This is a genomic window from Halorhodospira halophila SL1 (assembly GCF_000015585.1).
Classification (GTDB): domain Bacteria; phylum Pseudomonadota; class Gammaproteobacteria; order Nitrococcales; family Halorhodospiraceae; genus Halorhodospira; species Halorhodospira halophila.
The window spans coordinates 26,122-51,202 of the sequence record NC_008789.1 but is presented as its reverse complement, the minus strand read 5'-3'; the positions used below and the strand labels follow the sequence as shown (position 1 = coordinate 51,202).

General features: G+C 66.5%; 25 protein-coding genes. 21 read left to right on the top strand and 4 right to left on the bottom strand.

The window, feature by feature from the left end; translation table 11 throughout:
* Nucleotides 1–28 precede the first annotated feature (28 nt).
* Nucleotides 29–1,516 (top strand): lysine--tRNA ligase, encoded by a 1,488-nt coding sequence (gene lysS, locus HHAL_RS00260; protein ID WP_011812866.1) that lies wholly within the window; start codon nucleotides 29–31, stop codon nucleotides 1,514–1,516.
* Nucleotides 1,517–1,528: 12 nt separating this feature from the next.
* Here lysS and ygfZ read toward each other — a convergent pair whose 3' ends face one another.
* The gene (gene ygfZ, locus HHAL_RS00255) at nucleotides 1,529–2,485 is read right to left on the bottom strand and encodes a CAF17-like 4Fe-4S cluster assembly/insertion protein YgfZ (RefSeq protein WP_011812865.1); all 957 of its coding nucleotides are present in this window, start codon (nucleotides 2,483–2,485) and stop codon (nucleotides 1,529–1,531) included.
* A 260-nt stretch (nucleotides 2,486–2,745) separates the two neighbouring features.
* On the opposite strand from ygfZ, the gene sdhC reads away from it, so the two are divergent.
* The 5 genes from sdhC to HHAL_RS00230 are packed head-to-tail and all read left to right on the top strand — an operon-like array spanning nucleotide 2,746 to nucleotide 6,405.
* On the top strand, nucleotides 2,746–3,135 hold the full coding sequence (gene sdhC / locus HHAL_RS00250; RefSeq protein WP_011812864.1) for a succinate dehydrogenase, cytochrome b556 subunit: 390 nt from the start codon (nucleotides 2,746–2,748) through the stop codon (nucleotides 3,133–3,135).
* Between the two features lie 2 nt (nucleotides 3,136–3,137).
* Nucleotides 3,138–3,521 carry a succinate dehydrogenase, hydrophobic membrane anchor protein gene (sdhD, locus tag HHAL_RS00245; protein WP_011812863.1) on the top strand — a complete coding sequence of 128 codons (384 nt, stop codon included), beginning with the start codon at nucleotides 3,138–3,140 and terminating at the stop codon, nucleotides 3,519–3,521.
* Between the two features lie 7 nt (nucleotides 3,522–3,528).
* Complete coding sequence (gene sdhA / locus HHAL_RS00240; RefSeq protein WP_011812862.1) at nucleotides 3,529–5,319, top strand: succinate dehydrogenase flavoprotein subunit; 1,791 nt, start codon at nucleotides 3,529–3,531, stop codon at nucleotides 5,317–5,319.
* 19 nt (nucleotides 5,320–5,338) lie between these two features.
* Nucleotides 5,339–6,127 carry a succinate dehydrogenase iron-sulfur subunit gene (locus HHAL_RS00235; protein ID WP_011812861.1) on the top strand — a complete coding sequence of 263 codons (789 nt, stop codon included), beginning with the start codon at nucleotides 5,339–5,341 and terminating at the stop codon, nucleotides 6,125–6,127.
* A 17-nt stretch (nucleotides 6,128–6,144) separates the two neighbouring features.
* A complete protein-coding gene (locus tag HHAL_RS00230) occupies nucleotides 6,145–6,405 on the top strand; it encodes an FAD assembly factor SdhE (protein WP_011812860.1) in 261 nt (86 codons plus the stop codon).
* A 392-nt stretch (nucleotides 6,406–6,797) separates the two neighbouring features.
* Here HHAL_RS00230 and nadB read toward each other — a convergent pair whose 3' ends face one another.
* Nucleotides 6,798–8,441 carry an L-aspartate oxidase gene (gene nadB / locus HHAL_RS00225; RefSeq protein ID WP_041594978.1) on the bottom strand — a complete coding sequence of 548 codons (1,644 nt, stop codon included), beginning with the start codon at nucleotides 8,439–8,441 and terminating at the stop codon, nucleotides 6,798–6,800.
* Between the two features lie 178 nt (nucleotides 8,442–8,619).
* Here nadB and rpoE point away from each other — a divergent pair, with 178 nt between their 5' ends.
* From rpoE to HHAL_RS00155, 14 genes are all read left to right on the top strand, one after another.
* Nucleotides 8,620–9,204 carry an RNA polymerase sigma factor RpoE gene (gene rpoE / locus HHAL_RS00220; RefSeq protein ID WP_011812858.1) on the top strand — a complete coding sequence of 195 codons (585 nt, stop codon included), beginning with the start codon at nucleotides 8,620–8,622 and terminating at the stop codon, nucleotides 9,202–9,204.
* Between the two features lie 29 nt (nucleotides 9,205–9,233).
* A complete protein-coding gene (locus HHAL_RS12350; protein WP_011812857.1) occupies nucleotides 9,234–9,914 on the top strand; it encodes a sigma-E factor negative regulatory protein in 681 nt (226 codons plus the stop codon).
* Nucleotides 9,901–10,890: a MucB/RseB C-terminal domain-containing protein gene (locus HHAL_RS00210; RefSeq protein WP_011812856.1), complete on the top strand. Its 990-nt coding sequence runs from the start codon at nucleotides 9,901–9,903 to the stop codon at nucleotides 10,888–10,890. Before HHAL_RS12350 ends, HHAL_RS00210 begins: the two co-directional genes overlap by 14 nt.
* A gap of 64 nt (nucleotides 10,891–10,954) precedes the next feature.
* A complete protein-coding gene (locus HHAL_RS00205; protein WP_011812855.1) occupies nucleotides 10,955–12,424 on the top strand; it encodes a trypsin-like peptidase domain-containing protein in 1,470 nt (489 codons plus the stop codon).
* Between the two features lie 91 nt (nucleotides 12,425–12,515).
* On the top strand, nucleotides 12,516–14,315 hold the full coding sequence (lepA, locus tag HHAL_RS00200; RefSeq protein WP_011812854.1) for a translation elongation factor 4: 1,800 nt from the start codon (nucleotides 12,516–12,518) through the stop codon (nucleotides 14,313–14,315).
* Between the two features lie 9 nt (nucleotides 14,316–14,324).
* Nucleotides 14,325–15,086: a signal peptidase I gene (gene lepB, locus HHAL_RS00195; protein WP_011812853.1), complete on the top strand. Its 762-nt coding sequence runs from the start codon at nucleotides 14,325–14,327 to the stop codon at nucleotides 15,084–15,086.
* Between the two features lie 4 nt (nucleotides 15,087–15,090).
* The gene (gene rnc, locus HHAL_RS00190) at nucleotides 15,091–15,795 is read left to right on the top strand and encodes a ribonuclease III (RefSeq protein WP_011812852.1); all 705 of its coding nucleotides are present in this window, start codon (nucleotides 15,091–15,093) and stop codon (nucleotides 15,793–15,795) included.
* Nucleotides 15,788–16,705, top strand: a complete 918-nt coding sequence (gene era / locus HHAL_RS00185) for a GTPase Era (protein ID WP_011812851.1) — start codon at nucleotides 15,788–15,790, stop codon at nucleotides 16,703–16,705. Before rnc ends, era begins: the two co-directional genes overlap by 8 nt.
* Nucleotides 16,702–17,406 carry a DNA repair protein RecO gene (gene recO / locus HHAL_RS00180; protein ID WP_011812850.1) on the top strand — a complete coding sequence of 235 codons (705 nt, stop codon included), beginning with the start codon at nucleotides 16,702–16,704 and terminating at the stop codon, nucleotides 17,404–17,406. The genes era and recO overlap by 4 nt, the downstream gene beginning before the upstream one ends.
* Nucleotides 17,407–17,429: 23 nt before the next feature.
* Nucleotides 17,430–18,164, top strand: coding sequence for a pyridoxine 5'-phosphate synthase (gene pdxJ / locus HHAL_RS00175; RefSeq protein ID WP_011812849.1), 735 nt, complete (start codon nucleotides 17,430–17,432; stop codon nucleotides 18,162–18,164).
* Nucleotides 18,161–18,541, top strand: a complete 381-nt coding sequence (gene acpS, locus HHAL_RS00170) for a holo-ACP synthase (protein ID WP_011812848.1) — start codon at nucleotides 18,161–18,163, stop codon at nucleotides 18,539–18,541. The genes pdxJ and acpS overlap by 4 nt, the downstream gene beginning before the upstream one ends.
* Nucleotides 18,542–18,559: 18 nt before the next feature.
* Nucleotides 18,560–19,333 carry a 3'-5' exonuclease gene (locus tag HHAL_RS00165; protein ID WP_011812847.1) on the top strand — a complete coding sequence of 258 codons (774 nt, stop codon included), beginning with the start codon at nucleotides 18,560–18,562 and terminating at the stop codon, nucleotides 19,331–19,333.
* A gap of 7 nt (nucleotides 19,334–19,340) precedes the next feature.
* Nucleotides 19,341–20,645, top strand: a complete 1,305-nt coding sequence (rlmD, locus tag HHAL_RS00160) for a 23S rRNA (uracil(1939)-C(5))-methyltransferase RlmD (RefSeq protein WP_011812846.1) — start codon at nucleotides 19,341–19,343, stop codon at nucleotides 20,643–20,645.
* Nucleotides 20,646–20,662: 17 nt separating this feature from the next.
* Nucleotides 20,663–21,304 (top strand): NUDIX domain-containing protein, encoded by a 642-nt coding sequence (locus HHAL_RS00155; protein WP_011812845.1) that lies wholly within the window; start codon nucleotides 20,663–20,665, stop codon nucleotides 21,302–21,304.
* Nucleotides 21,305–21,375: 71 nt separating this feature from the next.
* Here the strand turns inward: HHAL_RS00155 and purB are convergent, their stop codons facing one another.
* On the bottom strand, nucleotides 21,376–22,743 hold the full coding sequence (gene purB / locus HHAL_RS00150; protein ID WP_011812844.1) for an adenylosuccinate lyase: 1,368 nt from the start codon (nucleotides 22,741–22,743) through the stop codon (nucleotides 21,376–21,378).
* Between the two features lie 104 nt (nucleotides 22,744–22,847).
* Here purB and HHAL_RS00145 point away from each other — a divergent pair, with 104 nt between their 5' ends.
* Nucleotides 22,848–24,245, top strand: coding sequence for a class II fumarate hydratase (locus HHAL_RS00145; protein WP_011812843.1), 1,398 nt, complete (start codon nucleotides 22,848–22,850; stop codon nucleotides 24,243–24,245).
* Nucleotides 24,246–24,280: 35 nt separating this feature from the next.
* On the opposite strand, the gene HHAL_RS00140 is transcribed toward HHAL_RS00145, so the two are convergent.
* Complete coding sequence (locus HHAL_RS00140) at nucleotides 24,281–25,000, bottom strand: RibD family protein (RefSeq protein ID WP_187147866.1); 720 nt, start codon at nucleotides 24,998–25,000, stop codon at nucleotides 24,281–24,283.
* Nucleotides 25,001–25,081 lie beyond the last annotated feature (81 nt).

Here is a 25,081-nt window from a genome sequence, read left to right as displayed (position 1 = left end):
CTTCAGCCAGCTACAGCCCGGAGTCAGCATGTCCGATAGCGACGAGAACAAGCTCATCGCCCAGCGCCGCGAGAAGTTGCAGGGCCTGCGCGAGACCGGCCAGGCCTTCCCGAACGATTTCCGCCGCGATGCGCTGGCCGCCGACCTTCACGAGCGCTACGGCCCGCTGGATAGCGAGGCCCTGGAGCAGGAGGGCGCCCGGGTGACAGTTGGCGGACGCATGATGGCCAAACGGGTGATGGGCAAGGCGAGCTTCGCGCAGCTGCAGGACAGCTCTGGCCGGATCCAGCTCTATCTGCGTCGGGACGACCTGCCGGAAGGTGCTTACGCCGCCTTCAAGGGCTGGGATGTGGGCGATATCGTCGGTGCCACCGGGACGATCTTTCGCACCAAGAAGGGGGAGCTATCGATCCAGTGCGAGGAGATCCGGCTCCTGACCAAATCCCTGCGACCGCTGCCGGAGAAGTGGCACGGGCTGAACGATCACGAGATCCGCTACCGCCAGCGCTACTTGGATCTGATCGTCAATGAGGAGAGTCAACGGGTCTTCGCCCTGCGCACCCGGGTGTTGGCTGCCATGCGCCGCTTCCTCGACGAGCGCGGCTTCATGGAAGTCGAGACCCCGATGATGCAGCCGATCCCCGGGGGCGCTGCGGCCCGGCCCTTCGTGACCCACCACAACGCCCTGGGGCGGGATCTGTATCTGCGCATCGCGCCGGAGCTCTACCTCAAGCGGCTGGTGGTCGGCGGGTTCGAACGCGTCTACGAAGTCAACCGCAACTTCCGGAATGAAGGCGTATCGACCCGGCACAATCCGGAATTCACCATGCTGGAGTTCTATCAGGCCTTCGCCGATTATCGAGACCTGATGGACCTCACTGAAGAGATGCTCCGCCACCTGGCCGAACAGGCGCTGGGCTCCGGGCAGGTGACCTGGCAGGGTGAAACTTACGACTTTGCATCAAGTTTTGAGCGTATATCACTGATTGAAGCGGTACTTCGCTTCAATTCGGACCTCGGCATCGAAGATCTGACTGAGCGCGAGCGGGCGGCCCAGGCGGCGCAGGCGCGCGGGATCGAGGTGCCTCCCGGCGACGGGCTGGGCAAGATCCAGGCGGCCCTGTTCGAGGAGACAGCCGAGCCCCGCCTGCACGGCCCCGTGTTCGTCACCGACTACCCGAAGGAGGTGTCGCCGCTGGCCCGTCCGCTCGACGACGACCCGTGCTACACCGAGCGCTTCGAGCTGATCGTCGGTGGCCGCGAAATCGCCAACGGCTTCTCGGAGTTGAACGACGCCGAGGACCAGGCCGCGCGTTTCCGGGCCCAGGCGGCGGAGCGGGATGCCGGCGACCAGGAGGCGATGCACTACGACGCGGACTATATCCGTGCCCTGGAGTACGGCCTGCCGCCGACCGCCGGCGAGGGGATCGGGATCGATCGGCTGGTCATGCTGCTCGCCGACTGCGATTCGATCCGCGATGTCCTTCTGTTCCCCGCCATGCGCCCCGAGTCTTAAGGAGCCGCGGGTTCAGGCTCCCGCCTCGCTGAGCCGGAGCCGCTGGCCGTCGGCGCTCAGCGGGGCGGTTTCCAGCTGCGCCTCGCGCAGCGAGGCGAGGGCGACGAACCCTTCGGGCACCTCCGCCGCGCAGACGATGTGGCCGGCCAGCTGGCCTTCGGCGTCACGAATCTCGCAGCCATCCGCCGGTGCGGGTCCCGTGCCGGCGGCCCGGAACATCCGCTGCTTGACCTTGCCCCGGTAATGGGTCCGCGCGACCACTTCCTGACCGGGGAAGCACCCCTTGCTGAAGCTGACCCCGCCGAGGCGATCGAGATTCACCATCTGCGGGATGAAGAGCTCGCGCCCCGGTGCGCGGATCTCCGGTTGCCCGGCGCGGATCTCGATCGCCCGCCAGGCCGCGGTATCGGCCGACGGAAGGTACTCGGCAAGCGCGTGTTCCAGGGCCTGAACAGGGCTCGCGGGACCCACCGCGCAGTAGCGCTCCGGAGTGCCGGGCATGCGCACGATGGCCATGTCCGCACTGTGGCTGACCCCACCGTCGACCTCCGGTAGGGGGTGTCCGCAGCGCTCCGCCAGCACGGCGCGGGCCCCGGGGCCGGCGGCTCGGACCAGGCGCCAGTCAGGGGTCGGCGGTGCAACGGTGACCCGGGAGCGCAGCACGTACATCTGCAGGCGCGACACGGTCGCCCCGGCCACGTCGTCGGGGAGAACCAGCCGGTACCCGTCGTCCCAGGGGATCAGCCGGGCCAGGGCCAGCAGACGTCCTTTGGGGGTGCACAGTCCGGCGAGCACGCTGTGCTTGGCGGCCGGCGGTGGGATGTCCGCTGTCAGGATGCGCTGCAGGAAGTCCTGGGCCTCGTCGCCGGTGACCGCAACGACGGCGTAGCCAGCGCCGGCGTGGTAGCAGTCCGCTTGAGCGGACGGGGTTTCAGCGCTGTCCGGTGGGGCCGGAAACTCTTGGGGCATTGGGCCTCCTCGGGGCTTGTTTCTCTTCCCGTGCCACTCTAGGGGCGGAACACGTATACTGACATCGTAGTCATTGTGGGTGATCCTCGCTGCAGGGCATCACTCGCCAACGGCGCGGGATCGTTAATCTTCTGCTGGCGTCAGCATTTCTTCTTGTTAATGCTTGCATTACGGTTATCCGCAATATAGCTTATCATCCCGCTTCTTCATTCTTATCGTGCGCCGCAGGTTCTGACTCGGCTCAGCGGAGCTAAACATCCATGAGAAATCCGAATCGTCCGCTCTCTCCGCACCTGACCATCTACCGGCCGCAATTGACCTCGCTGCTCTCCGTGCTGCACCGGGGCACCGGGGTGTTCGTCACCATGGCGGCGGTTCTGCTCGTCGCCTGGGTGATGGCCCTGGCCGCCGGCCCCGAGTACTACGAGCTACTGACCCAGGTGCTGGGGCACTGGTTGGGGCAGTTGGTGCTGCTGGGGATCACGTTCAGCCTGGCCTACCACCTGTGCAACGGGATTCGGCACCTAGTCTGGGACACCGTACGCGCCTTCGAGCTCAAGGCGGTCTATCGCGGCGGCTACATGGTGCTCGCTGCGAGTGTCCTGTTGACCGCTCTGGTGTGGGTGATCGCTTACGCAGGGGAGTTTTGATCATGCGCAGGTACGAGACCGCCGTCTCCCGGGCCCGCGGCCTCGGTTCGGCTAAGAACGGCTTCCACCACTGGTGGCACCAACGCCTTACGGCGCTGGTGCTGGTCCCGCTGATGATGTGGCTGGGGATCGGACTGGCCCTGCAGGCGGGTGCCGACTTCGAGGCGGCCCGGGCATGGGTGGCGAACCCGTTCAACGCCACGCTGCTCATCGCGGCCATCATCATGCTCTTCTATCACGGGGCGCTCGGGGTCCAGGTGGTCATCGAAGACTACGTGCACCTGGAGGGGCTGAAGTGGTTCGGCAACCTCGCTGTTTACTTCGCGTGTTTCCTGGTGGCCGTCGCCGGGATCCTGGCGGTCATCCAAATCGTTCTGGGGGGCTAAGGCGCAGATGACAGAACCGATCAAAACGGTCGAGCACCAGTACGATGTCGTTGTTGTCGGTGCCGGTGGCGCCGGCCTACGGGCGACCTTCGGCATGGCGGAACAGGGGCTGAATACCGCCTGCGTTACCAAGGTATTCCCTACGCGCAGCCATACCGTGGCTGCCCAGGGTGGTGTCTCCGCGGCGCTCGGCAACATGGGTGAGGACGACTGGCGCTGGCACATGTACGACACCATCAAGGGCTCGGACTGGCTCGGGGATCAGGACGCCATCGAGTACATGTGCCGCGAGGCAGTGCCGGCCATCGTCGAGCTGGAGCACTACGGCGTGCCCTTCTCGCGCACTGAAGACGGCAAGATCTACCAGCGCCCGTTTGGCGGCATGACCACCCACTTCGGGGAGGGGACGGCCCAGCGGACCTGCGCCGCTGCTGACCGGACCGGGCACGCGATCCTGCACACGCTGTATCAGCAGGCGCTCAAGCACAAGGCGGAGTTCTACATCGAGCACTTCGCCATCGACCTGATGATGGACGATGGGGTCTGTCGGGGTGTGGTGACGCTCGATATGGAGACCGGTACGGTCCACATCTTCCGGGCCCACCAGGTCGTACTGGCCACCGGCGGTTATGGCCGTAGCTACTTCTCCTGCACCTCGGCGCACACCTGTACGGGCGACGGTAACGGCATGGTGTTGCGGGCCGGTCTGCCGTTGCAGGATATGGAGTTCGTCCAGTTCCACCCCACCGGCATCTACGGCGCGGGCTGCCTGATTACCGAGGGGGTGCGAGGCGAGGGCGGGTATCTCACCAACGCCCAGGGCGAGCGCTTCATGGAGCGGTACGCCCCCAATGCTAAGGACCTGGCCTCGCGGGACGTGGTATCGCGGTCGATGACCATCGAGATCCGTGAGGGGCGGGGGGTCGGCGAGCACGGCGATCACATCCACCTGCACCTGGAGCACCTCGGCCCGGAGGTCATCCACGAGCGACTGCCGGGGATTGCCGAGTCGGCACAGATCTTTGCCGGCGTGGATGTCACCAAGGAGCCGATCCCGGTTCTGCCCACCGTCCACTACAACATGGGCGGGATCCCCACCAATCACATGGGCGAGGTGGTGCACCTCAAGGACGGCGATCCCGACGCCGTGGTTCCGGGACTGATGGCGATCGGAGAGGCCGCCTGCGTCTCGGTGCACGGCGCCAATCGCCTGGGTTCGAATTCGCTGCTCGATCTGGTGGTGTTTGGCCGTGCGGCCGCCCACCGAGCGGCTGAGGTCATCGGTGGCCGCGGCAAGCCCCATGCGCCGCTGCCCGCCGGCGCCGCGGATCTGGCTCTGCAGCGACTGGACCGGCTGCGCCGCGCCAACGGCAGCAAGCCGACAGCGCAGCTGCGCAGAGAGATGCAGAACACCATGCAGAACTACGCCGCGGTCTTCCGTACCGGGGATGTGTTGGAGCAGGGCTGCAACCGGATGGACGATGTCTTCCGTGGCTTCGCCGATGTCGGGGTGACCGACCGGTCGCTGATCTGGAACTCGGACCTGATCGAGACGCTGGAGCTGGAGAATCTCCTGGGTAGTGCCGTGACCACGATTCACTCAGCGCGCAACCGGCTCGAAAGTCGCGGGGCCCACGCCCGCGAGGATTACGCCGAGCGCGATGACGAGAACTGGCTCAAGCACACGCTGTCGACGCTGCGCAGCGACGGCTCCGTGGATATCGCCTATCGCCCCGTCCACCTCCATACCCTGAGCGACGACGTGGAGGCGATCCCTCCCAAGGCCCGGGTGTACTAAAGAATCCAGGGAGACAGATATGGCAGAGTTCAGGCTTCCCGCCAACTCCCGCATCCGCAAGGGCTACACCTACCGTGCCCCCGACGCGGAGAAGAGCGAAAATATCCGGCGCATCCGGGTCTATCGTTACGACCCGGAGGGCGGTGCGACCCCGCGTATGGACACCTACGAGATCGATGCCGACAGCGCCGGTCCGATGGTCCTCGACGCCCTGATCAAGATCAAGGATGAGGTCGACCCGACGCTGACCTTCCGGCGTTCGTGCCGGGAGGGAATCTGCGGCTCCTGCGCCATGAACATTGACGGGACCAATACCCTCGCCTGCACCAAGGGCATGGACGAGATCAAGGGCGATGTGAAGGTCTATCCCCTGCCGCACATGGATGTGGTCAAGGATCTGGTCCCCGACATGAATCACTTCTACGCGCAGTACGCCTCGCTGGAGCCGTGGATCAAGACCGAGACGCCGACGCCGCCGGACAAGGAGCGGCTGCAGTCCAAGGAGGAGCGTGAGGCCCTCGACGGGCTCTACGAGTGCATCCTGTGTGCTTGCTGTTCGACCTCCTGCCCAAGTTACTGGTGGAACGGTGACCGCTACCTCGGTCCTGCGGCCCTGTTGCAGGCCTATCGGTGGATCGCCGATAGCCGCGACGAGGCAACCGGCAAGCGTCTCGATGAGCTCGACGACTCGTTCAAGCTCTATCGATGCCATACCATCATGAACTGCACCGCGACGTGCCCGAAGGGCCTGAATCCGGGCAAGGCGATCGGTGCCATCAAACGGCTGATCGCCGAGCGGGAGACGTGAGGGCGTCGGATCAAGCCATGGACACCGCGGCGGTACGCAAGCGGCTGCGTTGGCGCTGCCGCCGTGGCACCAAGGAGCTGGATCTGCTCCTGGAGCGCTTTCTGGAAGACCGGTTCGCGCAGCTCGATAGCCACGACCAGGCCGCGTTCGAGCGGCTGCTCGGGCTCGAGGACCACTTCCTGCAGGACTGGTTGATTGCCGGGCAATCGCCCACGGACGGGGAACTGCACCGGATTGTCGAACTTATCCGAACCACTGAGTTTTCGCCCCCGCGTTAGCGGCGCATGGCTGGCGGCATTGGCGGTCACGGCCTGCGGGACGGTGATCCTGCTGGCCGACCGCGCCCTGCCGCTGCCACTGTTCCTGCTATGGGCTGGGAGCCTAGTGGGGGCGCTGGTCGTTGCCCGGCGAAGCCAGAGTCGTCTGCAACGGCTGCGCCGGTGCCACCTTCAGACTGACGGTCGCATCCACCTCCAGTACCGGGACGGGCGCCGGCTGGGGGCCCGGGTGCTCACGCGTTTTACTCACCCCTGGCTGGTGGCGCTGAGCGTTCGAACGGTGGACGGCTGCCGTTACGACCTGTTTATTCCCCGTGGTCAGCTCGGCGCGGAGCACCACCGGCGCCTGCGGGTCTGGACGCGCTCGCTGCCCGGTGAGCCCGCGGTGCGCACTAGGCTTCGCGGCAGGAGCGCAGGTGGCCGAAGGGGCGGGGCTTTGGCGGGCGCAGGATGGTGGCCGTGGTCTGTTCGTCGTCGCGCTCGGGGAAGTCGAGGGTAAAGTGGAGGCCGCGACTCTCGCGGCGACGCCCCGCACATCGGACCGTCAGGTTGGCGACCTCGATGAGGTTGCGCAACTCAATCAGATCGCCGCTGATGCGGAAATGGCTGTAGTACTCATGAACCTCCCGGGAGAGCAGGTCGATGCGCCGTGCTGCCCGTTCCAGCCTGCGGTCGCTGCGCACGATACCGACGTAATTCCACATCGCGCGGCGGAGTTCGGCCCAGTTGTGACTGACCACCACCTGCTCGTCGGAGTCAGTGACCCGGCTTTCATCCCAGGCCGGGAGTTCCGGCATCGAGACCGCGTGCTGCGCCTCGGCGGCAATATCGCGCGCTGCCTCGGCGCCGAAGACCAGGCACTCAAGCAGGGAGTTGCTCGCCAGGCGATTGGCACCGTGCAGCCCGCTGCAGGCCGTCTCGCCGACGGCGTAGAGGCCGGGTACGTCGGTTCGTCCGCGGCGATCGGCGACGACACCGCCGCAGGTGTAGTGGGCGGCCGGTACGACCGGCAGCGGCTCGCGACGCATATCGATGCCGAGCTCCTGACAGCGCCGCAGGATGGTCGGGAAGTGCTCCTCGATCAGCGCATCCGGCTGGTGACTGATATCCAGGTAGAGGCATTCTGCGCCGAGGCGTTTCATCTCGTAGTCGATGGCCCGGGCGACAATATCGCGCGGGGCGAGTTCGCCGCGCGCGTCGAACCGGTGCATGAAGCGCTCCCCGCTGGGCAGCAGTAGATGGCCACCCTCTCCGCGGACCGCCTCGCTGATCAGGAACGACCGCTCGTCCGGGTGGTACAGGCAGGTGGGGTGGAACTGGTTGAATTCCAGGTTGCCCACCCGGCAGCCGGCCCGCCAGGCCATGGCGATCCCGTCGCCCGTGGCGGCGTAGGGGCTGGTCGAGTAGAGGTAGACCTTGCTCGCGCCGCCGCAGGCGAGCACCACAAACGGTGCGCTGAGCAGCTCTACGCGGCCGCTGGCCTGGTCAAACACGTAGGCGCCGTAGCAACGGTCGTCCGTTGCGCCGAGCCGGGCCCCGGTGATCAGGTCCACCGCGTAACGACCTTCTAGTAAGTCGATATTGCCCCGCTCGATCACGAGCGCCGACAGGCTCCGGGAGATCGCCGCGCCGGTGGCATCGTCGGCGTGGACAACCCGCCGATGGCTGTGCCCGCCCTCTTGGTGGAGGTGCAGGCCGGCGGTGCCATCGCCGAGGGTGATGCGCGAAAACGGCACCTCTTGGTCGACCAGCCATTCGATGGCGGTGCGAGCGCGCTCGGCGACGAACCGGGTGACGTCCGGGTCGTTCAGTGCGGCACCCGCCTCCAGGGTGTCCGCGACGTGGGCATCGACCGAGTCCGCGGCATCCAGCGCCGCCGACACGCCACCCTGCGCGTAGGGCGTGGCGCCTTCGGTCAGCGTCCCCTTAGAGAGAACGGCCACTCTCAGATCGCCGGGGAGTTGCAGCGCCACGGTCAGCCCGGCGAGCCCACTGCCGATCACCACCACGTCGTAAGCTGTTCTTGGTTCCGCCATTTGGTTGCGCTTTTGCCAGCCTATCGGATAGGCTGCAAAGCTTCGCACGCCGCGCCACCCGCGGCAAATCACCCACCCACGATTGCCAGATTCTCGGACCCGTGCGCGAACTCACGCCCCAGCGGAGTGTCTACAGCAGCAAGTACCGGCGCACCGATATCGGAGGGCGCCGGTGGCGATGAGCTCCGAGGAATCGGATCGCGAGCTCGTGGAGCGCGTACAGGCCGGTGAAAAACAGGCCTTTGATATCCTCGTGCTGCGCTACCAGCAAAAGCTGGTCAAGCTCATCTCGCGTTACGTGCGCGATCCGCAGGAGGCAATGGATGTGGCGCAGGAGGCCTTTATCAAGGCCTACCGGGCGATTCCCGGGTTCCGGGGAGAGAGCAGCTTCTACACCTGGCTCTACCGGATCGGGGTTAACACGGCCAAGAACCACCTGGTTGCGCAAGGGCGCCGGCCACCGGACTCGGACGTCGACGCGCAGGATGCGGAGCGTTTTGACATCGACACCATGCTCCGCGAGCAGGATACGCCGGAGGCCGAAGCCTATCGGGACGAGGTTGAACGGACGGTCGTTGAGGCGATCGCCGAGCTGCCCGAGGAGCTGCGCACTGCGGTGACGCTGCGCGAACTCGAGGGTCTGAGTTACCAGGAGATTGCTCAGGTCATGGAGTGCCCGGTGGGTACGGTTCGCTCGCGCATCTTCCGCGCCCGAGAGGCGATCGACAAGCGACTGCGGCCGCTGACTGGCGAAGAGATATAAGGGCATGGTGGCTTTCGGGGGATAAGGGTATGTCGGAAGAACAACATCGGGATCGACTCGCCGAACAGCTCTCCGCGCTGGTCGATGACGAGCTGCCGCGCGAGCAGCGGGCGTTCCTGATGCGGCGCCTGGACCACGATGCCGAGGCCCGTGGGCGGCTGGCCCGCTACTTCCTGATGCGCGATGCGTTGCAGCGCAATCTTCCGCCTCAGCCGAGCACCGATCTGGTCGAGCGGGTGCGCGCGGAGTTGGCCAGTGAGCCGGCCTACGACGCGCGCCGGGACGCGGCGCGCCAAGCTGCTTCCAGAGACTGGCGCCGACCGGCCTTCGGCGGGCTGATCGCGGCCAGTGTCGCAGCGATGACGGTATTCTGGTGGCAGGGCGGTGCGCCCCCGGGGGCGGGGACCGAGCCCACGGCCGGTGGCGGGGAGCCGTCGACCGAGGTGGCTGAGTCGCCGGCGGGGGGCGAGCGCGCCGTGGGCGGTACGACAGTCCGTCCGGTGACCCTGGGCGACAGCGGCGGGTTGCCCTGGCCGGGCACCGATCGGGCTACTGCCGGCACCTCAGGCGAATCCGCTGTGGAGCCGGTGCCCGATGCCATGCCCTCGCGGCTGCACCGTTTCATGATCGATCACGCCGAGCAGGCCGAGTCCGATTATCCCGGTAGCATGCTTCATCAGGTACGGGTACCGCAGCATGGGGATCCCTGACCGTGCGTGGTTCCTCCGCGCACTCCTGTGCGCCGGCCTTTTCTGGATCGCCAACGGCCAGGTGGCCCTGGCGGAGGGTACGGATCGGGGCGCGGGCGAAGAGGGCCGGGAGGCCCTCAACCGGATGGTCGAGGCCCTGGATCAGCACTCCTATGAGGGGATCTTTGTCTACGCCCGGGCCGGGGTGGTGGAGACCGTGCACATCGTGCACAGAGCCGGTGATTCGGGGCGCCATCAGCGGCTGGAGATGCTCACCGGCTCCCATCGGGAGATGATCCGCACCCCGGAGGGCGCCCTGCTTGCCGGCCCCATTGCTAAGGGCGATCGCCTGCGTGGCAGTGGCGTGGTCACCTCCCTCGGCGAGGGGTGGCCCCGGGCGGACAGCATCTCCGAAGACCTCTACCGCATCCAGCTCCAAGGCGAGGGACGGGTCGCCGGCCGCCCGACTACGGTCATCGCCGTCGAACCACTGGATCAGTTGCGTTACGGTCACCGGCTGTGGGTCGACGAGGAGAGCGGCCTACCGCTTCATGCCCAGTTGCTCGACGGGCGCCGCGTCATCGAACGCCTGCTGTTCACGAGCTTCACCCTTCGTGACGATATCGACGCCGAAGAGTTGGAGCCCGTTGGTGAGGCGCAGCGGCGGGTCGAGCGGCGCCTGGCCGAGGAGAGCGACGACAGCGGCGAGCCGGAGTGGGAAGTGATCGATGTACCGGCGGGTTTCTCACGCATCGCACACGGTCGTATTCCCTCACCCGAGCCGGGGCAGGACCCCATCGAGCACCTGCTGTTTAGCGATGGCCTGGCCTCCGTCTCCGTCTATATCGCCCCAGAGCCGGGCGGTAACGAGGGCCAGGCGCGGGCCGGCGCCCTCCATGCCTACGAGCGCCCCGTGGAGGACCATCAGGTCACCGCCATCGGCGATGTCCCGGCCAAGACCGTGGAACGGTTCGCGAGGCAGACGCGACGGCGCTAGCATTCCATCAACGGCGGATCGCGCGGCACCGCGACCCGGTTGACCGGCATAAAGGTAAGGATCGATGGGTACAGTCAAACGGGGGCCGGCGCGGATCACGCTGACGGCCGGGCTAGGGCTGGGGGTCAGCGCCCCCGTCGGTGCGCTCGAACTGCCGGACTTCACCGAACTGGTTCGCGAGAACAGCGCGGCTGTGGTCAACATCAGTACCCGCCAGGAGGCTCCGGGTCAGTCGGCCCCGGAGGAGATGCTGCCCGAAGGGATCGAGCCCCAGCAGGGGCCGCCGCCGGCCTCTGGCCTGCGTCCCGTTTCTGCGCCGCTGGACCCGCTGCAGACCCCCGACCTGGAAGGATCCCGGCCCGGACCGGATCCGTTCGGTGACGACGGCCAATCCCTCGGCTCGGGCTTCCTGATCAGCGACGATGGAGTGATCCTGACTAATCACCACGTCGTGGCACGGGCCGACGAGGTCATTGTCCGCCTCTCGGATGGTCGCGAACACGACGCCGACGTCGTAGGCTCGGATGAGCGCACCGACCTGGCGGTGGTCGAGATCGATACGGACGACGAGCTGCCGACGGTGTCCGTGGGCAGTGCCGAAAAGCTCGAGGTTGGCGAATGGGTGCTGGCCATCGGCTCGCCCTTCGGCTTCGAACATTCGGTCACCGCCGGCATTGTCTCCGCCAAGGGGCGCTCGTTGCCCCACGGGAACTACGTGCCCTACATCCAGACCGATGTGGCCATCAACCCGGGGAACTCCGGCGGGCCGCTGTTCAATCTGGAGGGCGATGTGGTCGGGGTCAATTCGCAAATCTACAGCCGCACCGGCGGCTTCATGGGGCTGTCGTTCGCGATCCCCATCGAGTTGGCCATCGATGTGGCGGAGCAGCTCCAGGCCACCGGCGAGGTCGAGCGCGGCTGGCTCGGCGTGCTCATCCAGGATCTCACCCGAGACCTTGCCGAGGGGTTCGGCCTTGAGCGTCCACGCGGGGCTCTGGTTTCGGAACTGCTCGACCATAGCCCGGCTGCCGAGGCCGGCATCGAGAGCGGCGACGTCATCCTCGAGTTTGACGGCGAGGTGGTGGAGAACTCTGCGACCCTGCCGCCCATGGTGGGGCGTACCAGCATTGGGCGGACCGTCGAGTTGCTGATCCTGCGGGATGGTGAGGAGAAGACCCTGGAGGTCGAGGTGGCGGAGTTGCCGGGCGAGGATGAACTCGCCGCCCCGTCGGACGCCGTAGAGGGCGGCGGTGGCAGTGATCTGGGCCTGCAGGTGGAGCCGGTGGACGACACCACCCGACAGCAGTTGGAGCTAGACGACGAGGGCGGGGTGCTGATCACGTCCGTCGAGGAGGGGCCGGCGGCCGACGCAGGCTTGCAGGTCGGCGACGTGTTGGTGAGCTTCGATCGCCAGCCGGTTCACTCCGCGGAGGACCTCAATGACGGTGCGGCTGCCGCCGACCCCGGTAGCACCGTGCCGGTGCTGGTCATTCGCGACGGGCACCCGAGTTTTCTGGCATTGCAAATGCCCTGAGGCGTCGAAACGCGTAGAATACGGGCGCTGCCCGTGCGCGGGCGGCGTTTTTTTTCGTTGGAACCGGCGGCAAGGCAGGACCGAGCAACGCATGGAGAATATCCGCAACTTCTCGATCATCGCACACATCGATCACGGGAAGAGCACCCTCTCGGATCGATTCATCCAGGTCGCCGGAACCCTGAGCGAGCGGGAGAGCCGCGACCAGGTGCTCGATTCCATGGACCTGGAGCGTGAGCGGGGGATCACCATCAAGGCGCAGAGCGTCTCGCTGAAGTATCACGCCCGGGACGGTCAGACCTACGAGCTGAACTTCATCGACACACCGGGCCACGTCGACTTCTCCTACGAGGTTTCGCGCTCCCTAGCTGCCTGTGAGGGGGCCCTGCTGGTGGTGGATGCCTCCCAAGGGGTCGAGGCGCAAAGCGTCGCCAACTGCTATACGGCCCTGGAGCAGGATCTGGAGATCATCCCGGTCCTGAACAAGATCGACCTGCCATCGGCGGAACCGGAGCAGGTGCTCGAGCAGATCGAGGAGATCATCGGCCTGGATGGTGCCGAGGCGTTGATGGTCAGCGCCAAGACCGGTGAGGGGGTCGAGGATCTGCTCGAGGCACTGGTCCAGCGCGTCCCGCCGCCGAAAGGGCGCCCCGATGCACCGCTGAAGGCGCTGATCATGGACTCCTGGTTCGACAATTACCTGGGTGTGGTCTGCCTGGCCCGGGTTTTTGATGGCGAGCTGCGCAAGGGGGACCGGATCCGTGTCATGGCCACGGATCGGGAGTTCCAGGTCGACGAGCTGGGCATCTTTACCCCCAAGCGCACCCCCCAGGACCGTCTCGGTACCGGCCAGGTCGGGTATGTGGTGGCCGGGATCAAGGACATCGACGGCGCCCCGGTCGGCGCCACGCTGACTCGCGCCCAGGAGCCCGCCGAGACCCCGGTCCCCGGCTTCAAGCAGGTCCAACCGCGGGTTTTCGCCGGTCTCTTCCCCACCAGCTCCGACGAGTTCGAGGCCCTGCGCACCGCGCTCGGCAAGCTGCGACTCAATGACGCGGCGCTGAACTACGAGCCCGAGAACTCTCAGGCACTGGGGTTCGGGTTCCGGGTCGGCTTCCTCGGCATGCTGCATATGGAGATCATCCAGGAGCGCCTTGAGCGGGAGTACGACCTGGATCTGGTCACGACCGCGCCGACGGTAGTCCACCATGTGATCACCCGCGACGGTCAGGAGCTGGAGATCGACAATCCGGCCAACCTGCCGCCGAACGGCGAGATCGAGGAGATCCAGGAGCCGATCATCGAGGCAAGCATCCTGGTGCCCCAGGAGTACATCGGCAACGTGCTCGCCCTCTGCGAGGAGAAGCGCGGGGTTCAGAAGGAGATGCAGTACGTCGGCCAGCAGATCTCGCTGGTCTACGAGATGCCGCTCAGCGAGGTGGTACTCGATTTCTTCGACCGCCTCAAGTCGGCGACCCGCGGTTTCGCCTCCTTCGATTATGAGCTTAAGCGCTTCCAGGCCGACGATCTGGTCAAGCTCGACGTCCTGATCAATGGTGATCGCGTCGACGCGCTATCGAACATCGTCCATCGTGAGCACTCCTATCACCGTGGGCGGGCCCTCGTGGAGCGACTCAAGGAGATCATCCCGCGGCAGATGTTCGAGGTGGCGATCCAGGCGGCCATTGGCGGACAGATCATCGCCCGCAGTACCGTCAAGGCGATGCGTAAGAACGTGACCGCTAAATGCTACGGCGGCGATGCCTCTCGGAAGCGCAAGCTCCTCGAGAAACAGAAGGAGGGCAAGAAGCGCATGAAGCAGGTCGGTAAGGTGGAGATCCCGCAGGACGCCTTCCTCGCCGTGCTGCGGGTCGACGATTCAAAAGACTAACGGACGCCCATGGACTTTGAGATCCTCCTTGTTGTACTGACCCTGCTCACCGGCCTGGTATGGGGATGGGACCGGTGGCTGCGTCATCGCGAGAACATCGATCGCGACCGCGACCCGTGGTATATCGATCTACCGCGATCGCTCTTCCCGATCATCCTCATCGTGCTGCTGGTCCGCTCGTTCGTCGCCGAACCGTTCCGCATCCCCTCCGGTTCGATGCTGCCGACGCTGCAGGCCGGCGATTTCATCCTGGTGAACAAGGTCTCCTACGGCGTCCGGCTTCCGGTGCTGCGGAGCCGGCTGTTCGGCGACGGCGAGCCGGAGCGTGGCGAAGTGGCCGTGTTTCGCTATCCGGTCGACCCGAGCCAGGACTACATCAAGCGCGTGATTGGGCTCCCCGGGGACGAGATCCGCTACCAGGACCGGACGTTTTACGTGAACGGCGAGCGTCTGGAGCAAGAGGGCGAGGATCGCTACGCGGGCCCCGGGGCCGATCCGGATCAGCCCTCCGTTCTGCGAACCGAACGCGTCGCCGGGCGTGAGTACAGCATCCTCCACCATCCTGCCTCCCAGTCGGCGAATTTCACCTACACGGTACCCGAGGGCAAGTACTTTACGGTCGGTGATAACCGGGACCGCAGCGCGGACAGCCGCATGTGGGGACCGGTCTCGGACGATTACCTGGCCGGCCGCGCGTTCCTGATCTGGATGAGCTGGGACAGCGAGGAGGGCGGTATCGCCTGGGACCGTATCGGCCAGCGGATCGAATAAGCCCATGTCCGATCTGGAACGCCTGCAACAGCGTCTCGACTACCAATTCCTGGAGTTGGAGCGCCTCCAGGAGGCGGTCACGCACCGAAGTGCCGGTGGCCGGCACAATGAACGTCTGGAATTCCTCGGTGACTCGGTTCTGAATTTCGTCGTCGCCCACGAAGTGTTCCATCGGCGACCGACGGATAGCGAGGGGACTCTGTCGCGACTCCGCGCCAGCCTGGTCAATCGCTCCAGCCTGGCGGCCATCGCTCGGGATATTGAGCTGGGCGACCACCTCCGGCTGGGCGGCGGCGAACTCAAAAGCGGCGGCCACCGGCGCGACTCCATCCTTGCCGACGCCCTGGAGGCGGTGTTCGGCGCGGTCTATCTGGACGCCGGTTTCGAAACCGCAGCGCGGGTGATCACCGGGTTGTACCGTTCACGACTGGAGAGCCTGCCCGACAAGGCGGTCCTCAAGGATCCCAAGACCCGTCTGCAGGAGGTTCTGCAGTCGACTCGCCGGCCGCTGCCGGGTTACCAGGTCCTGGATGTCCGGGGGCGAGCCCATCATCAGCGGTTTCAGGTCGAGTGCCGGCTCAGCGACAGCGAACAAACGACCCTCGGCGAGGCCGGCAGCCGCAGGCAGGCCGAGCAGCGGGCCGCCGAGGCGATGCTGGTCGAAATCGGAGCCGAGTCGGCGGAAGGAGGAGGGTCCGGGCATGAATGAACCATCCAGTGATGCCATCCCGACAGTGGAGCACAGCGGCCTGTGCGCCCTCGTCGGTCGGCCCAACGTCGGCAAGTCGACCCTGCTCAACGCCTTGTTAGGCGAGAAGGTCAGCATCGTCACGCGCAAGCCGCAGACCACGCGCCATCGTATCCTCGGCGTGCTCAATCGTCCCGATGCTCAGATGGTGCTGGTGGACACCCCGGGCATGCATCAGTCCGCCAAGCGGGCCCTGAATCGTCAGCTCAATCGTGCCGCTCACGGTGCCCTGGAAGACATCGATGTGGTGGTCTTCGTGGTCCGCGGCACCGAGTGGAAGGAAGATGACCAGCGGGTCCTGGAGCGCCTTGCTGACGTGGACGCCCCGGTAATTGTGGCGGTGAACCAGGTCGATCGGGTCCAGGACAAGCGACTGCTCCTGCCGCATCTGGAGTGGCTGGCTGAGCAGCGGGATTTCGCTGCGCTGGTGCCGGTCTCGGCGACACGCGGGGAGAACCTGGACGCCCTGGAGCGGGAGACCATCCAGCGATTGCCGTCGGGTCCGCCGCTGTTCCCGGCCGATCAGATCACCGATCGCGATCTGGGTTTCCGGCTCGGTGAGCTGGTCCGCGAGCAGCTCATGCTCAACCTCGGGGACGAGCTGCCGTACACCACCAGCGTGCAGATCGAACAGCTTCACCGTGAGGAAGGCATGACCCGCGTGGCGGCGGTCATCTGGGTCGAGAGCGATGGGCAGAAACCGATCGTGATCGGCCGCGGCGGAGAACGGCTGAAGAAGATCGGTCGCAGCGCCCGGTTGCAGATGGAGAACCTGCTCGGCGAGCGGGTCCACCTGGAACTCTGGACCAAGATCAAGGAGCAGTGGACGAACGATCGCCGGGCGCTGGACGAGCTCGGGTATACGGATTGAACGGCGCGCAGGGGCAGCCGGCCTGGGTGCTTCACCGCCGCGCCTTTCGGGAGAGCAGCACCCTGGTGGAACTGTTCAGCCAAGAGTATGGACGCATCGGCGCGGTCGCCAACGGCGTGCGGCGACGGGGCTGGAGCGGGCAACTCGAGCCCTTCATCCCGCTTCAGGTGAGCTGGCGTGGGCGCGGCGACCTCAAGACTCTGACCACCGTCGATCAGGCAGGACGCGGTTACGCCCTGCGGGGCGGGGCGCTGGCGTGCGGTTTTTACATGGCGGAAGTTCTGCTGGCCCTGACCCGTCGTGAGGACCCGCACCCGCGCACGTGGGAACGCTACGCCGTAGCCGTGGATTGCCTGGCCACGGACGATGCGGAGCCTGCACTGCGGCGCTTCGAGCTGGCCCTTCTTGAAGAGAGCGGCTACGGGTTGGAATTGGAACAGGACGTCCACGGCGAGCCGGTCGTGGCGCAGGCGCGATATCGTTACTCCCCGGAACGGGGGGCGGACCGGGCAGGCACGGGCGAGTGCGGCGTGGAGGTCAGTGGTGCCACACTGCTGGCACTAGCGGCCACGGAAGGGCAGGGGTTGTCTGAAGAACCGGTGCGCAGCGAGGCGCGGCGGCTGATGCGGGCGGTGATCCAGCAGCATCTGGGTGGGCGCCGACTGCGCAGTCGCGAGATGTTCCGCTCGCTGCGCGATTGATGGGACGGCATTCTGGGAGACCTATGTCCACAGGGCGTATTCAACTCGGTGTCAATATCGATCACGTCGCCACGCTGCGTCAGGCGCGCGGTACGCGTTATCCGGATATCCTCTACGCCGCGGCCGAGGCCGAACGCGGCGGTGCCGATGCGATTACCGTCCACCTGCGCGAGGATCGTCGGCATATCCAGGATCGTGACGTCGAGGAGCTGCAGCGCCACGTCCAAACCCGCGTCAATCTGGAGATGGCGGTCACCGAGGAGATGATCGGCATCGCGACGCGTCTAGCTCCTGCAGACTGCTGCCTGGTGCCGGAACGTCGCGCCGAATTGACCACCGAGGGCGGGCTGGACGTCGCCGGAGACGTCCAGCGGCTGGAGCAGGCCTGTCGCCGCCTCGGCGAGGCCGGTATCCGGGTCTCGCTGTTCATCGACCCGGACCCGGAGCAGATCGACGCCGCAGCGACCGCCGGGGCGCCGGTGATCGAGCTGCACACCGGGGCGTACGCCGATGCCACGGACGCCAAGATCCAGCACCGCGAGCTTGAGCGTCTTCGGGTCGCTGCGGCACGGGCCCGCGATGCCGGTCTGCAGGTGAATGCCGGACACGGTCTGCACTACCACAACGTCGAGGCGGTGGCCACGCTGCCCGCCATGGCCGAGCTCAACATCGGCCACGCCATTGTCGCCCGCGCGGTCTTTGAGGGACTGGCCCCGGCTGTCGCCGAGATGAAGCGCCTCATGCGGTCGGCGGCATGATCGCCGGCATCGGCACGGATATCGTAGCCGTGGTGCGGCTCGAACGCGCCCTGGAGCGGCACGGTGAGCGGTTTGCTCAACGCATCCTGGCCCCGACCGAGCTTCTCAACTTTCGGGAGGGCGGCGCCACGGCGGCGTTTCTGGCCCGCCGCTTCGCAGCCAAGGAGGCGGCCTCCAAGGCCCTGGGAACCGGGTTCAGCGATGGCGTGACCCTGCGCGACCTCGAGGTGGTCCACGATGTCCGGGGGCAACCGTCGCTGCGGTTCCACGGCGCGGCGGCCGAACGGGCGGTGGCCCTGGGCGTCAGCGAGGCAGCCCTGAGCCTGAGTGACGAGCGGGAATACGCCGTAGCTTTCGTGATCCTGGTAACCGGCTGATCGACATGGAGAGAACCGATGAACGTGCTCGCTTTTGATATCGAGACCGTTCCCGACCTGGCCGGTGGCCGGGTGGTCTACGGCCTGGAGGGCCTGGAGGACACCGATGTTTCCCGGGCCATGGCGGCGCGCCGCCGCCAGGAGACCGGCAGCGAGTTCCCGCGGCTCCACCTGCACCGCGTGGTGGCCATCTCCCTGGCCGGGCTGGTCGAGGGGCGCTTCCGCGTCTGGTCCCTGGGGGATCCCGAGGACGGCGAGTCAGCCCTTCTCGAGCGTTTCTTCGAGGGACTCGATCGCTACATCCCGAACCTGGTCTCCTGGAACGGCAACGGCTTTGACATCCCGGTGTTACATCACCGTGCCCTGATCAACGGCGTCAGCGCCCCCCGTTACTGGGAGACCGGCGATCACGACCGCGCCTTCCGTTTCAACAACTATCTCAATCGCTACCACGATCGCCATCTCGACCTGATGGACGTGCTGTCTTCATTCCAGATGCGGGGGGCCGCCCCGCTGGATGAGGTGGCCACGTTGTGCGGCCTGCCCGGAAAGATGGGCATGAGCGGCGCTGCGGTGGCCGATGCCGTCGCCCGGGGCGAGATCGAGGCGGTGCGCGACTATTGCGAGACCGACGTGCTCAACACCTACCTGCTGTATCTGCGCTTCCAGCATTTCCGCGGCGCCCTCGACCAGACCGACTACCAGAACGAGACCGACCGCGTCGCGGCGGCCCTCGAGGCCACCGATCGGACCCATCTGCGCAACTTCCTGGAGGCCTGGCGTGGGGCGTAAGCGGCGCATGTCTCGCGAGCCGGTGGAGGCCCGTATCGAGGGCATGGCCCACGAGGGGCGGGGGATCACCCACGACGATCAGGGTCGCCCGGTCTTTGTCGATTTCGCCTTGCCCGGCGAGCGGATCCGCTACCGGTATACCAAGCTGCGCCGTCAGCGGGCCGAGGCGACGGCCATCGAGATTCTGGAGCCAGCAGCCGAGCGGATCGCGCCGGGTTGCGAACATTTCGGCAACTGCGGGGGGTGTGCGCTCCAACACCTGCCCGCTGAGGCGCAGATCGCCCACAAGGAGCGCGTCCTGGCCGAACAGCTGCAGCGTATCGGCGGCGTCGAGCCGGAGCAGTGGCTGGCACCGTTGACTGGTCCCGCGTGGGGGTATCGGCGCAAGGCACGGCTCGCCGTCAAGCATGTGCCCAAAAAGGGCGGGGTGCTGGTCGGCTTCCGCGAGAAGCACAGCCCGCTGGTCGCCCCGGTGGAGTACTGTCCGGTCCTCGACCCGCGTGTGGGCGAGCGGATGCAGGGGCTGGCCGAGCTGGTCGGTTCGCTCTCCATCCCCGACCGCATCCCGCAGATCGAGGTAGCCTGCGGCGACAAGCACGCGGCGCTGGTGTTCCGCCACCTGGCGCCGTTGACCGAGGATGATCTGGATCGGCTGAGCGATTTCGCCGAGGCCACCGGCCTGACGATCCTCCGGCAACCGGGGGATGAATCGACGGTGACCCCCGTGGCACCGCAACCGGCCCCGCAGCTAAGCTATGCACTGTCGCCCTACGGGGTCGAGGTGGCGTTCCTGCCCACGGATTTCACCCAGGTGAACGCCTCCATCAACATGGCCATGGTCGAGCGCGCCCTGGAATGGCTGCAGCCGCAGTCGGGTCGTCGCATACTCGACCTGTTCTGTGGCGTGGGTAATTTCACCCTGCCACTGGCACGGGAGGGCGCGACGGTCACCGGCATTGAGGGCGACCCACGACTCGTCGAGCGAGCGGAGGAGAATGCCGCGGCCAACGGTCTGCACGCCGATTTCGCTGTGGCGGATCTGGCCACCGAGGAGGGAACCCGGCGCGTGGCGGGGGGGTTCGATGCCGTGCTCCTCGACCCGCCACGCTCCGGTGCCCAGGAGGTACTCTCCGCGGTTGCCGGCACCGGGGCCCGGCGGGTGGTCTACTGCTCCTGTGGCCCGGCAACGCTGGCCCGCGATGCGGGGATTCTCGTCGCCGAGCACGGCTTCCGCCTGAATGCTGCGGGTATCATGGACATGTTCCCGCATACCGCCCATGTGGAGAGCTTCGCGGTCTTTGACCGCGACTGAATCGAGGGAGTAGAGCAATGGCGCACCGTTTCGAGATCCTCGGCCGCGATCCCTGTCACGAAGGATTCCTGCGCCTGGACCGGGTCCGTCTGCGCCACGCCAAGTTCGAAGGCGGGATGACCCCGGAGCTGACGCGTGAGTGCCTGGTCCGCGGCCTGGCCGTCGGTGTCCTGCCCTACGACCCCGAGCGGGATGAGGTGGTCCTGGTCGAGCAGTTCCGGGTCGGTGCGATCGATGACAACCGCGGTGCCTGGATCACCGAGACCATCGCCGGTATCGCGGAGCCGGGTGAGGATCCTCGCTCGGTGGCGATCCGCGAGGCGCTGGAAGAGGCCAATGTGCACATCGAGGATCTGCGCCCGATTGCCGACTACCTGCCCAGCCCAGGCGGGAGCACCGAGCGGGTCGTACTTTACTGCGCCCGCTGTGACACCAGCCAGGCGGGAGGGGTCCATGGGCTGGACGAGGAGCACGAGGATATCTGGTCGCACGTGATCCCGGCCGATGAGGCCATCGGTCAGGTGGCGGACGGCCATTATCGAGCCGCGATGCCGGTCATCGCGCTGCAATGGCTGGCGCTCAACCGCAGACGCCTGCGCGAGGAGTGGACCGAGGGGGCCTGGTCGGAACACCTCTGGTCCGGCGACGACCCCGACTAGGGCGGGTTGCAACCGCCCGTGCCGCGCCCGGGAGCCGCGCGGTGGCCGCCGCCGGCGCGCCGATCCGATGCCTAGACGGCGCGGGCCTGCGAGGCGGCGTTGCCGAGGTAGGTCCGGGGCGTCAGGCCGCGGAGCTGGGCCTTGGCCTCTTCGGGTAGATCGAGCCCTTCGATGAACGCGCGGACCGCCTGCTCATCGATCTTCCGACCCCGCGTCAGTTTCTTGAGCTGCTCGTACGGCTCATCGGCGCCGTAACGGCGCATTACCGTCTGGATGGCCTCGGCCAGCACCTCCCAGGCGGCTTCCAGGTCATCATCGAGCCGGTGGGGGTTGGCCTCCAGCTTGCCCACGCCTTTCTCCAGGGATTTCAACGCGATGAGTGTGTGGGCAATCCCCAGGCTCACTGTCCGGAGGGCCGTGGAGTCGCTGAGGTCGCGTTGCCATCGGGAGACGGGCAGTTTGCGCGCCAGGTGCTCGAGCAGCGCCGAGGAGACCCCGAGGTTGCCCTCGGCGTTCTCGAAATCGATCGGGTTGACCTTGTGGGGCATCGTCGACGACCCGACCTCGCCGGCGACGACTCGCTGCCCGAAGTAGCCGAGGGAGATATACCCCCAGACGTCACGGCTGAGATCCAGCAGCACGGTGTTGACCCGGCTGATGGCGTCGAATAGTTCCGCGATCCAGTCGTGGGGCTCGATCTGGGTGGTGTAGGGGTTCCACCCCAGCCCCAGACCCTGGACATAACGGCGACCCAGGGCCGGCCAGTCGACCTCCGGGTAGGCGATCAGGTGGGCATTGAAGTTGCCGACGGCGCCGTTGATCTTGCCCAGCGGTTGCACGTCCGCCAGGCGTTGGCGCTGCTCGCGCAAGCGGTGGACGACGTTGGCGATCTCCTTGCCCAGGGTGGTCGGCGAGGCTGTCTGCCCGTGGGTGCGCGAAAGCATCGGCTGCTCGGCCTGCGCATGGGCCAGTTGACGCAGCTGCTCGATGATGCCGTCGAGGGCGGGCAGTAGCACCTCGTCCCGAGCGCCGCGGAGCATGCAGGCCCAGGCCAGGTTGTTGATGTCTTCGGATGTGCAGGCGAAGTGCACGAACTCGGCCCGCGCCGCCAGCTCCTCATGCTCCGCGAGTCGCTCTTTAAGGTAGTACTCGACGGCCTTGACGTCGTGGTTGGTGGTGGCCTCGATGGCCTTCACCCGGCGTGCCTGTTGGGTATCGAAACCGGCCAGGAGCTGCTCCAGAAACGCGGTGGCATCCGTCGACAACGGCGGAACCTCGGTGATACCGGGCTCCTTCGCTAGGGCCTGCAACCAGCGCACCTCGACCACCACGCGGTGGCGGATCAGACCGTACTCACTGAGCAACGGTCGCAGGTCGTCGGTCTTGTCGGCATAGCGCCCGTCGATCGGGGCGAGTGCGGTCAGGGTATCCAGCTCCACGAGAAGAGTCTCCGCTGCCAATTCCGGCCGCGTATTCTACAATGCCTGTTCGCGTTTTTGGGGGCCTCGATTGCCCTCGCCACTGAGCAGGAGAGAGCCAATCTATGAGTCAAGACGGTTACCGGATCGAGCGCGACAGCATGGGGGAACTCCAGGTCCCTGCGGACGCCCTGTACGGCGCCCAGACCCAGCGCGCGGTGCAGAACTTCCCGGTTAGCGGACAGCCGATGCCTCGGCCCTTCATCCAGGCCCTGGGGCTGATCAAGGCGGCTTGCGCGCGGGCCAACCGAGAAGTCTCCGGACTCGATCCGACCGTCGCCGAGGCCATCGTGGAGGCAGCCGAGGCCGTCGCCCGCGGCGAGCACGACGATCACTTCCCCATCGACGTGTTCCAGACCGGGTCGGGGACCTCGAGCAACATGAACGCCAACGAGGTAATCGCCCGACTGGCCAGCGAACGGGCCGGTGTGACGGTGCACCCCAACGACCATGTCAACATGGGGCAGAGCTCCAATGACGTGATCCCGACGGCGATCCACGTCAGCGCCGCACTGGAGGTCCACGACCGGCTCCTGCCGGCGCTGCGCCGACTGGCGGACACCATCGAGCAACGCGCCACGGAACTCGCGGACGTCACCACCACCGGGCGGACCCACCTCATGGACGCCATGCCGGTGACGCTTGGCCAGGAACTCTCCGGTTGGGCCGCGCAGGTGCGCAATGGGGTCAGCCGGATCGAGGCCAGCCTGCCGCGGCTGCACGCCCTGGCCCAGGGGGGGACCGCCGTCGGCACCGGGATCAACGCCCCGGCAGCGTTCGGCGAGCAAGTGAGCAAGCGGCTGGCCGAGGCCAGTGGTGTGCCGTTTACCCCGGCGCCCAATCGCTTCGAGGCGCTGTCCAGTCAGGACGCCGCGGTGGAGCTATCCGGTCAGCTGCGCACCGTCGCTGTCTCGCTGATGAAGGTCGCTAACGACCTGCGCTGGATGAACAGCGGCCCCCTGGCCGGCCTTGGCGAGATCAGCCTACCCGCCCTGCAGCCGGGCTCAAGCATCATGCCGGGTAAGGTCAACCCGGTGATCCCCGAGTCCGTGGCCATGGTCGCGGCCCAGGTCATGGGCAACGACACCACGATCTCGGTGGCCGGCCAGTCCGGGAATTTCCAGCTCAACGTCATGCTGCCGGTCATCGGCTACAACGTGCTCCAGAGTATCGATCTTCTGACCAATGCCTCGACCATCCTCGGGCAGGACGCCATCGCCGGATTCACCGTCAACGAGGAGAACCTGCGCGCTGCCCTGGATCGGAACCCGATCCTGGTCACCGCTCTGAATGCGGTCATCGGTTACGAGAAGGGGGCGGAGGTGGCCAAGCAGGCCTACCGGGACGGGCGCCCGGTGATCGAAGTGGCCCGCGAGATGACCGATTTGTCCGAGAGCGAGCTGCAGCGCTTGCTGGATCCGCGGGAACTGGCGCGCGGCGGCATCCCAGGGCAGGGGGAGTAGCAGCCCGGTCAGCGGCTGTTCACGCCTGGCTCGGGTTAGCCGGTGACTCGATCCAGGCGCAGCAGCTGCTGCTCGTCGCCCGGGCCCTCACCGGGATCGAAGTAAAGCCAGCGCAGACGGAAGTCGGCGGGGTTCTCAAGCCCCGGGCCCTCGATGATCGTCTCGAAGGCCCCAGGTTCACCGCCGATGATGCGGTGGCGAACGGTTTTGAACAGCGTATCGAGGCTCCCATCCGCGACGAGGGTGTGTGCGATTTGAGGTCCGGCCACCGAGTAGACTCGTGCATAGCCGAGCGCCCCGAGCGTTTCGCGCAGCTGCCTGCCGGTGACACGCCGCCCGGGGAATTGCGCGGCAACCTCGGCGCCAGCATCCTGATGACGCCGCAGCGCGTCCGTCGCCGCATCTTCGGGGACGAACAGCCAAATCCGACGCCCCTGTTCGCGAAGGGTCGCCGGGATCCGAAAATCCGCCGACCCGGAGACGATGGCGACATCCGGATGTGGGTTCAGCCCCTGATCCTCTCGCCATTGCTGCAAATCGGTGAACTCCGACCCCACCGGCAAGGCATCCTGGGCACAGCCAGCCGCCAGCTCCCGCAGGTAGCGTCCGCTGGTGATCAGGCAGTCAGCGCGTGCTGCCAGCTCCTGAAACAGACGCCAGTCGCGGGGGTTGGCCACAGTGCCGGGGACACGGCATCCGACACCGGCATCCAGGCTGATCCGTCCATCGAGGCTCGTAACGAAGTTGGCGTACACCCATGGTATTTTGCCGCTCCCGGTTGGGAGAGGCGCATTGAGGTAAAGGCCCTCGATAGCAACGGAACTCCCTGATTCTGA

Coding starts and splice junctions, on each gene's coding strand:
- lysS (WP_011812866.1), top strand. CDS start 29: ATGTCCGATAGCGACGAGAACAAGCTCATCGCCCAGCGCCGCGAGAAG.
- ygfZ (WP_011812865.1), bottom strand. CDS start 2,485: ATGCCCCAAGAGTTTCCGGCCCCACCGGACAGCGCTGAAACCCCGTCC.
- lepB (WP_011812853.1), top strand. CDS start 14,325: ATGGACTTTGAGATCCTCCTTGTTGTACTGACCCTGCTCACCGGCCTG.
- HHAL_RS00210 (WP_011812856.1), top strand. CDS start 9,901: ATGGGGATCCCTGACCGTGCGTGGTTCCTCCGCGCACTCCTGTGCGCC.
- rpoE (WP_011812858.1), top strand. CDS start 8,620: ATGAGCTCCGAGGAATCGGATCGCGAGCTCGTGGAGCGCGTACAGGCC.
- sdhA (WP_011812862.1), top strand. CDS start 3,529: ATGACAGAACCGATCAAAACGGTCGAGCACCAGTACGATGTCGTTGTT.
- HHAL_RS00155 (WP_011812845.1), top strand. CDS start 20,663: ATGGCGCACCGTTTCGAGATCCTCGGCCGCGATCCCTGTCACGAAGGA.
- era (WP_011812851.1), top strand. CDS start 15,788: ATGAATGAACCATCCAGTGATGCCATCCCGACAGTGGAGCACAGCGGC.
- HHAL_RS00235 (WP_011812861.1), top strand. CDS start 5,339: ATGGCAGAGTTCAGGCTTCCCGCCAACTCCCGCATCCGCAAGGGCTAC.
- rlmD (WP_011812846.1), top strand. CDS start 19,341: ATGTCTCGCGAGCCGGTGGAGGCCCGTATCGAGGGCATGGCCCACGAG.
- acpS (WP_011812848.1), top strand. CDS start 18,161: ATGATCGCCGGCATCGGCACGGATATCGTAGCCGTGGTGCGGCTCGAA.
- HHAL_RS12350 (WP_011812857.1), top strand. CDS start 9,234: ATGTCGGAAGAACAACATCGGGATCGACTCGCCGAACAGCTCTCCGCG.
- nadB (WP_041594978.1), bottom strand. CDS start 8,441: ATGGCGGAACCAAGAACAGCTTACGACGTGGTGGTGATCGGCAGTGGG.
- pdxJ (WP_011812849.1), top strand. CDS start 17,430: ATGTCCACAGGGCGTATTCAACTCGGTGTCAATATCGATCACGTCGCC.
- HHAL_RS00145 (WP_011812843.1), top strand. CDS start 22,848: ATGAGTCAAGACGGTTACCGGATCGAGCGCGACAGCATGGGGGAACTC.
- HHAL_RS00205 (WP_011812855.1), top strand. CDS start 10,955: ATGGGTACAGTCAAACGGGGGCCGGCGCGGATCACGCTGACGGCCGGG.
- lepA (WP_011812854.1), top strand. CDS start 12,516: ATGGAGAATATCCGCAACTTCTCGATCATCGCACACATCGATCACGGG.
- sdhD (WP_011812863.1), top strand. CDS start 3,138: ATGCGCAGGTACGAGACCGCCGTCTCCCGGGCCCGCGGCCTCGGTTCG.
- HHAL_RS00230 (WP_011812860.1), top strand. CDS start 6,145: ATGGACACCGCGGCGGTACGCAAGCGGCTGCGTTGGCGCTGCCGCCGT.
- sdhC (WP_011812864.1), top strand. CDS start 2,746: ATGAGAAATCCGAATCGTCCGCTCTCTCCGCACCTGACCATCTACCGG.
- rnc (WP_011812852.1), top strand. CDS start 15,091: ATGTCCGATCTGGAACGCCTGCAACAGCGTCTCGACTACCAATTCCTG.
- HHAL_RS00165 (WP_011812847.1), top strand. CDS start 18,560: ATGAACGTGCTCGCTTTTGATATCGAGACCGTTCCCGACCTGGCCGGT.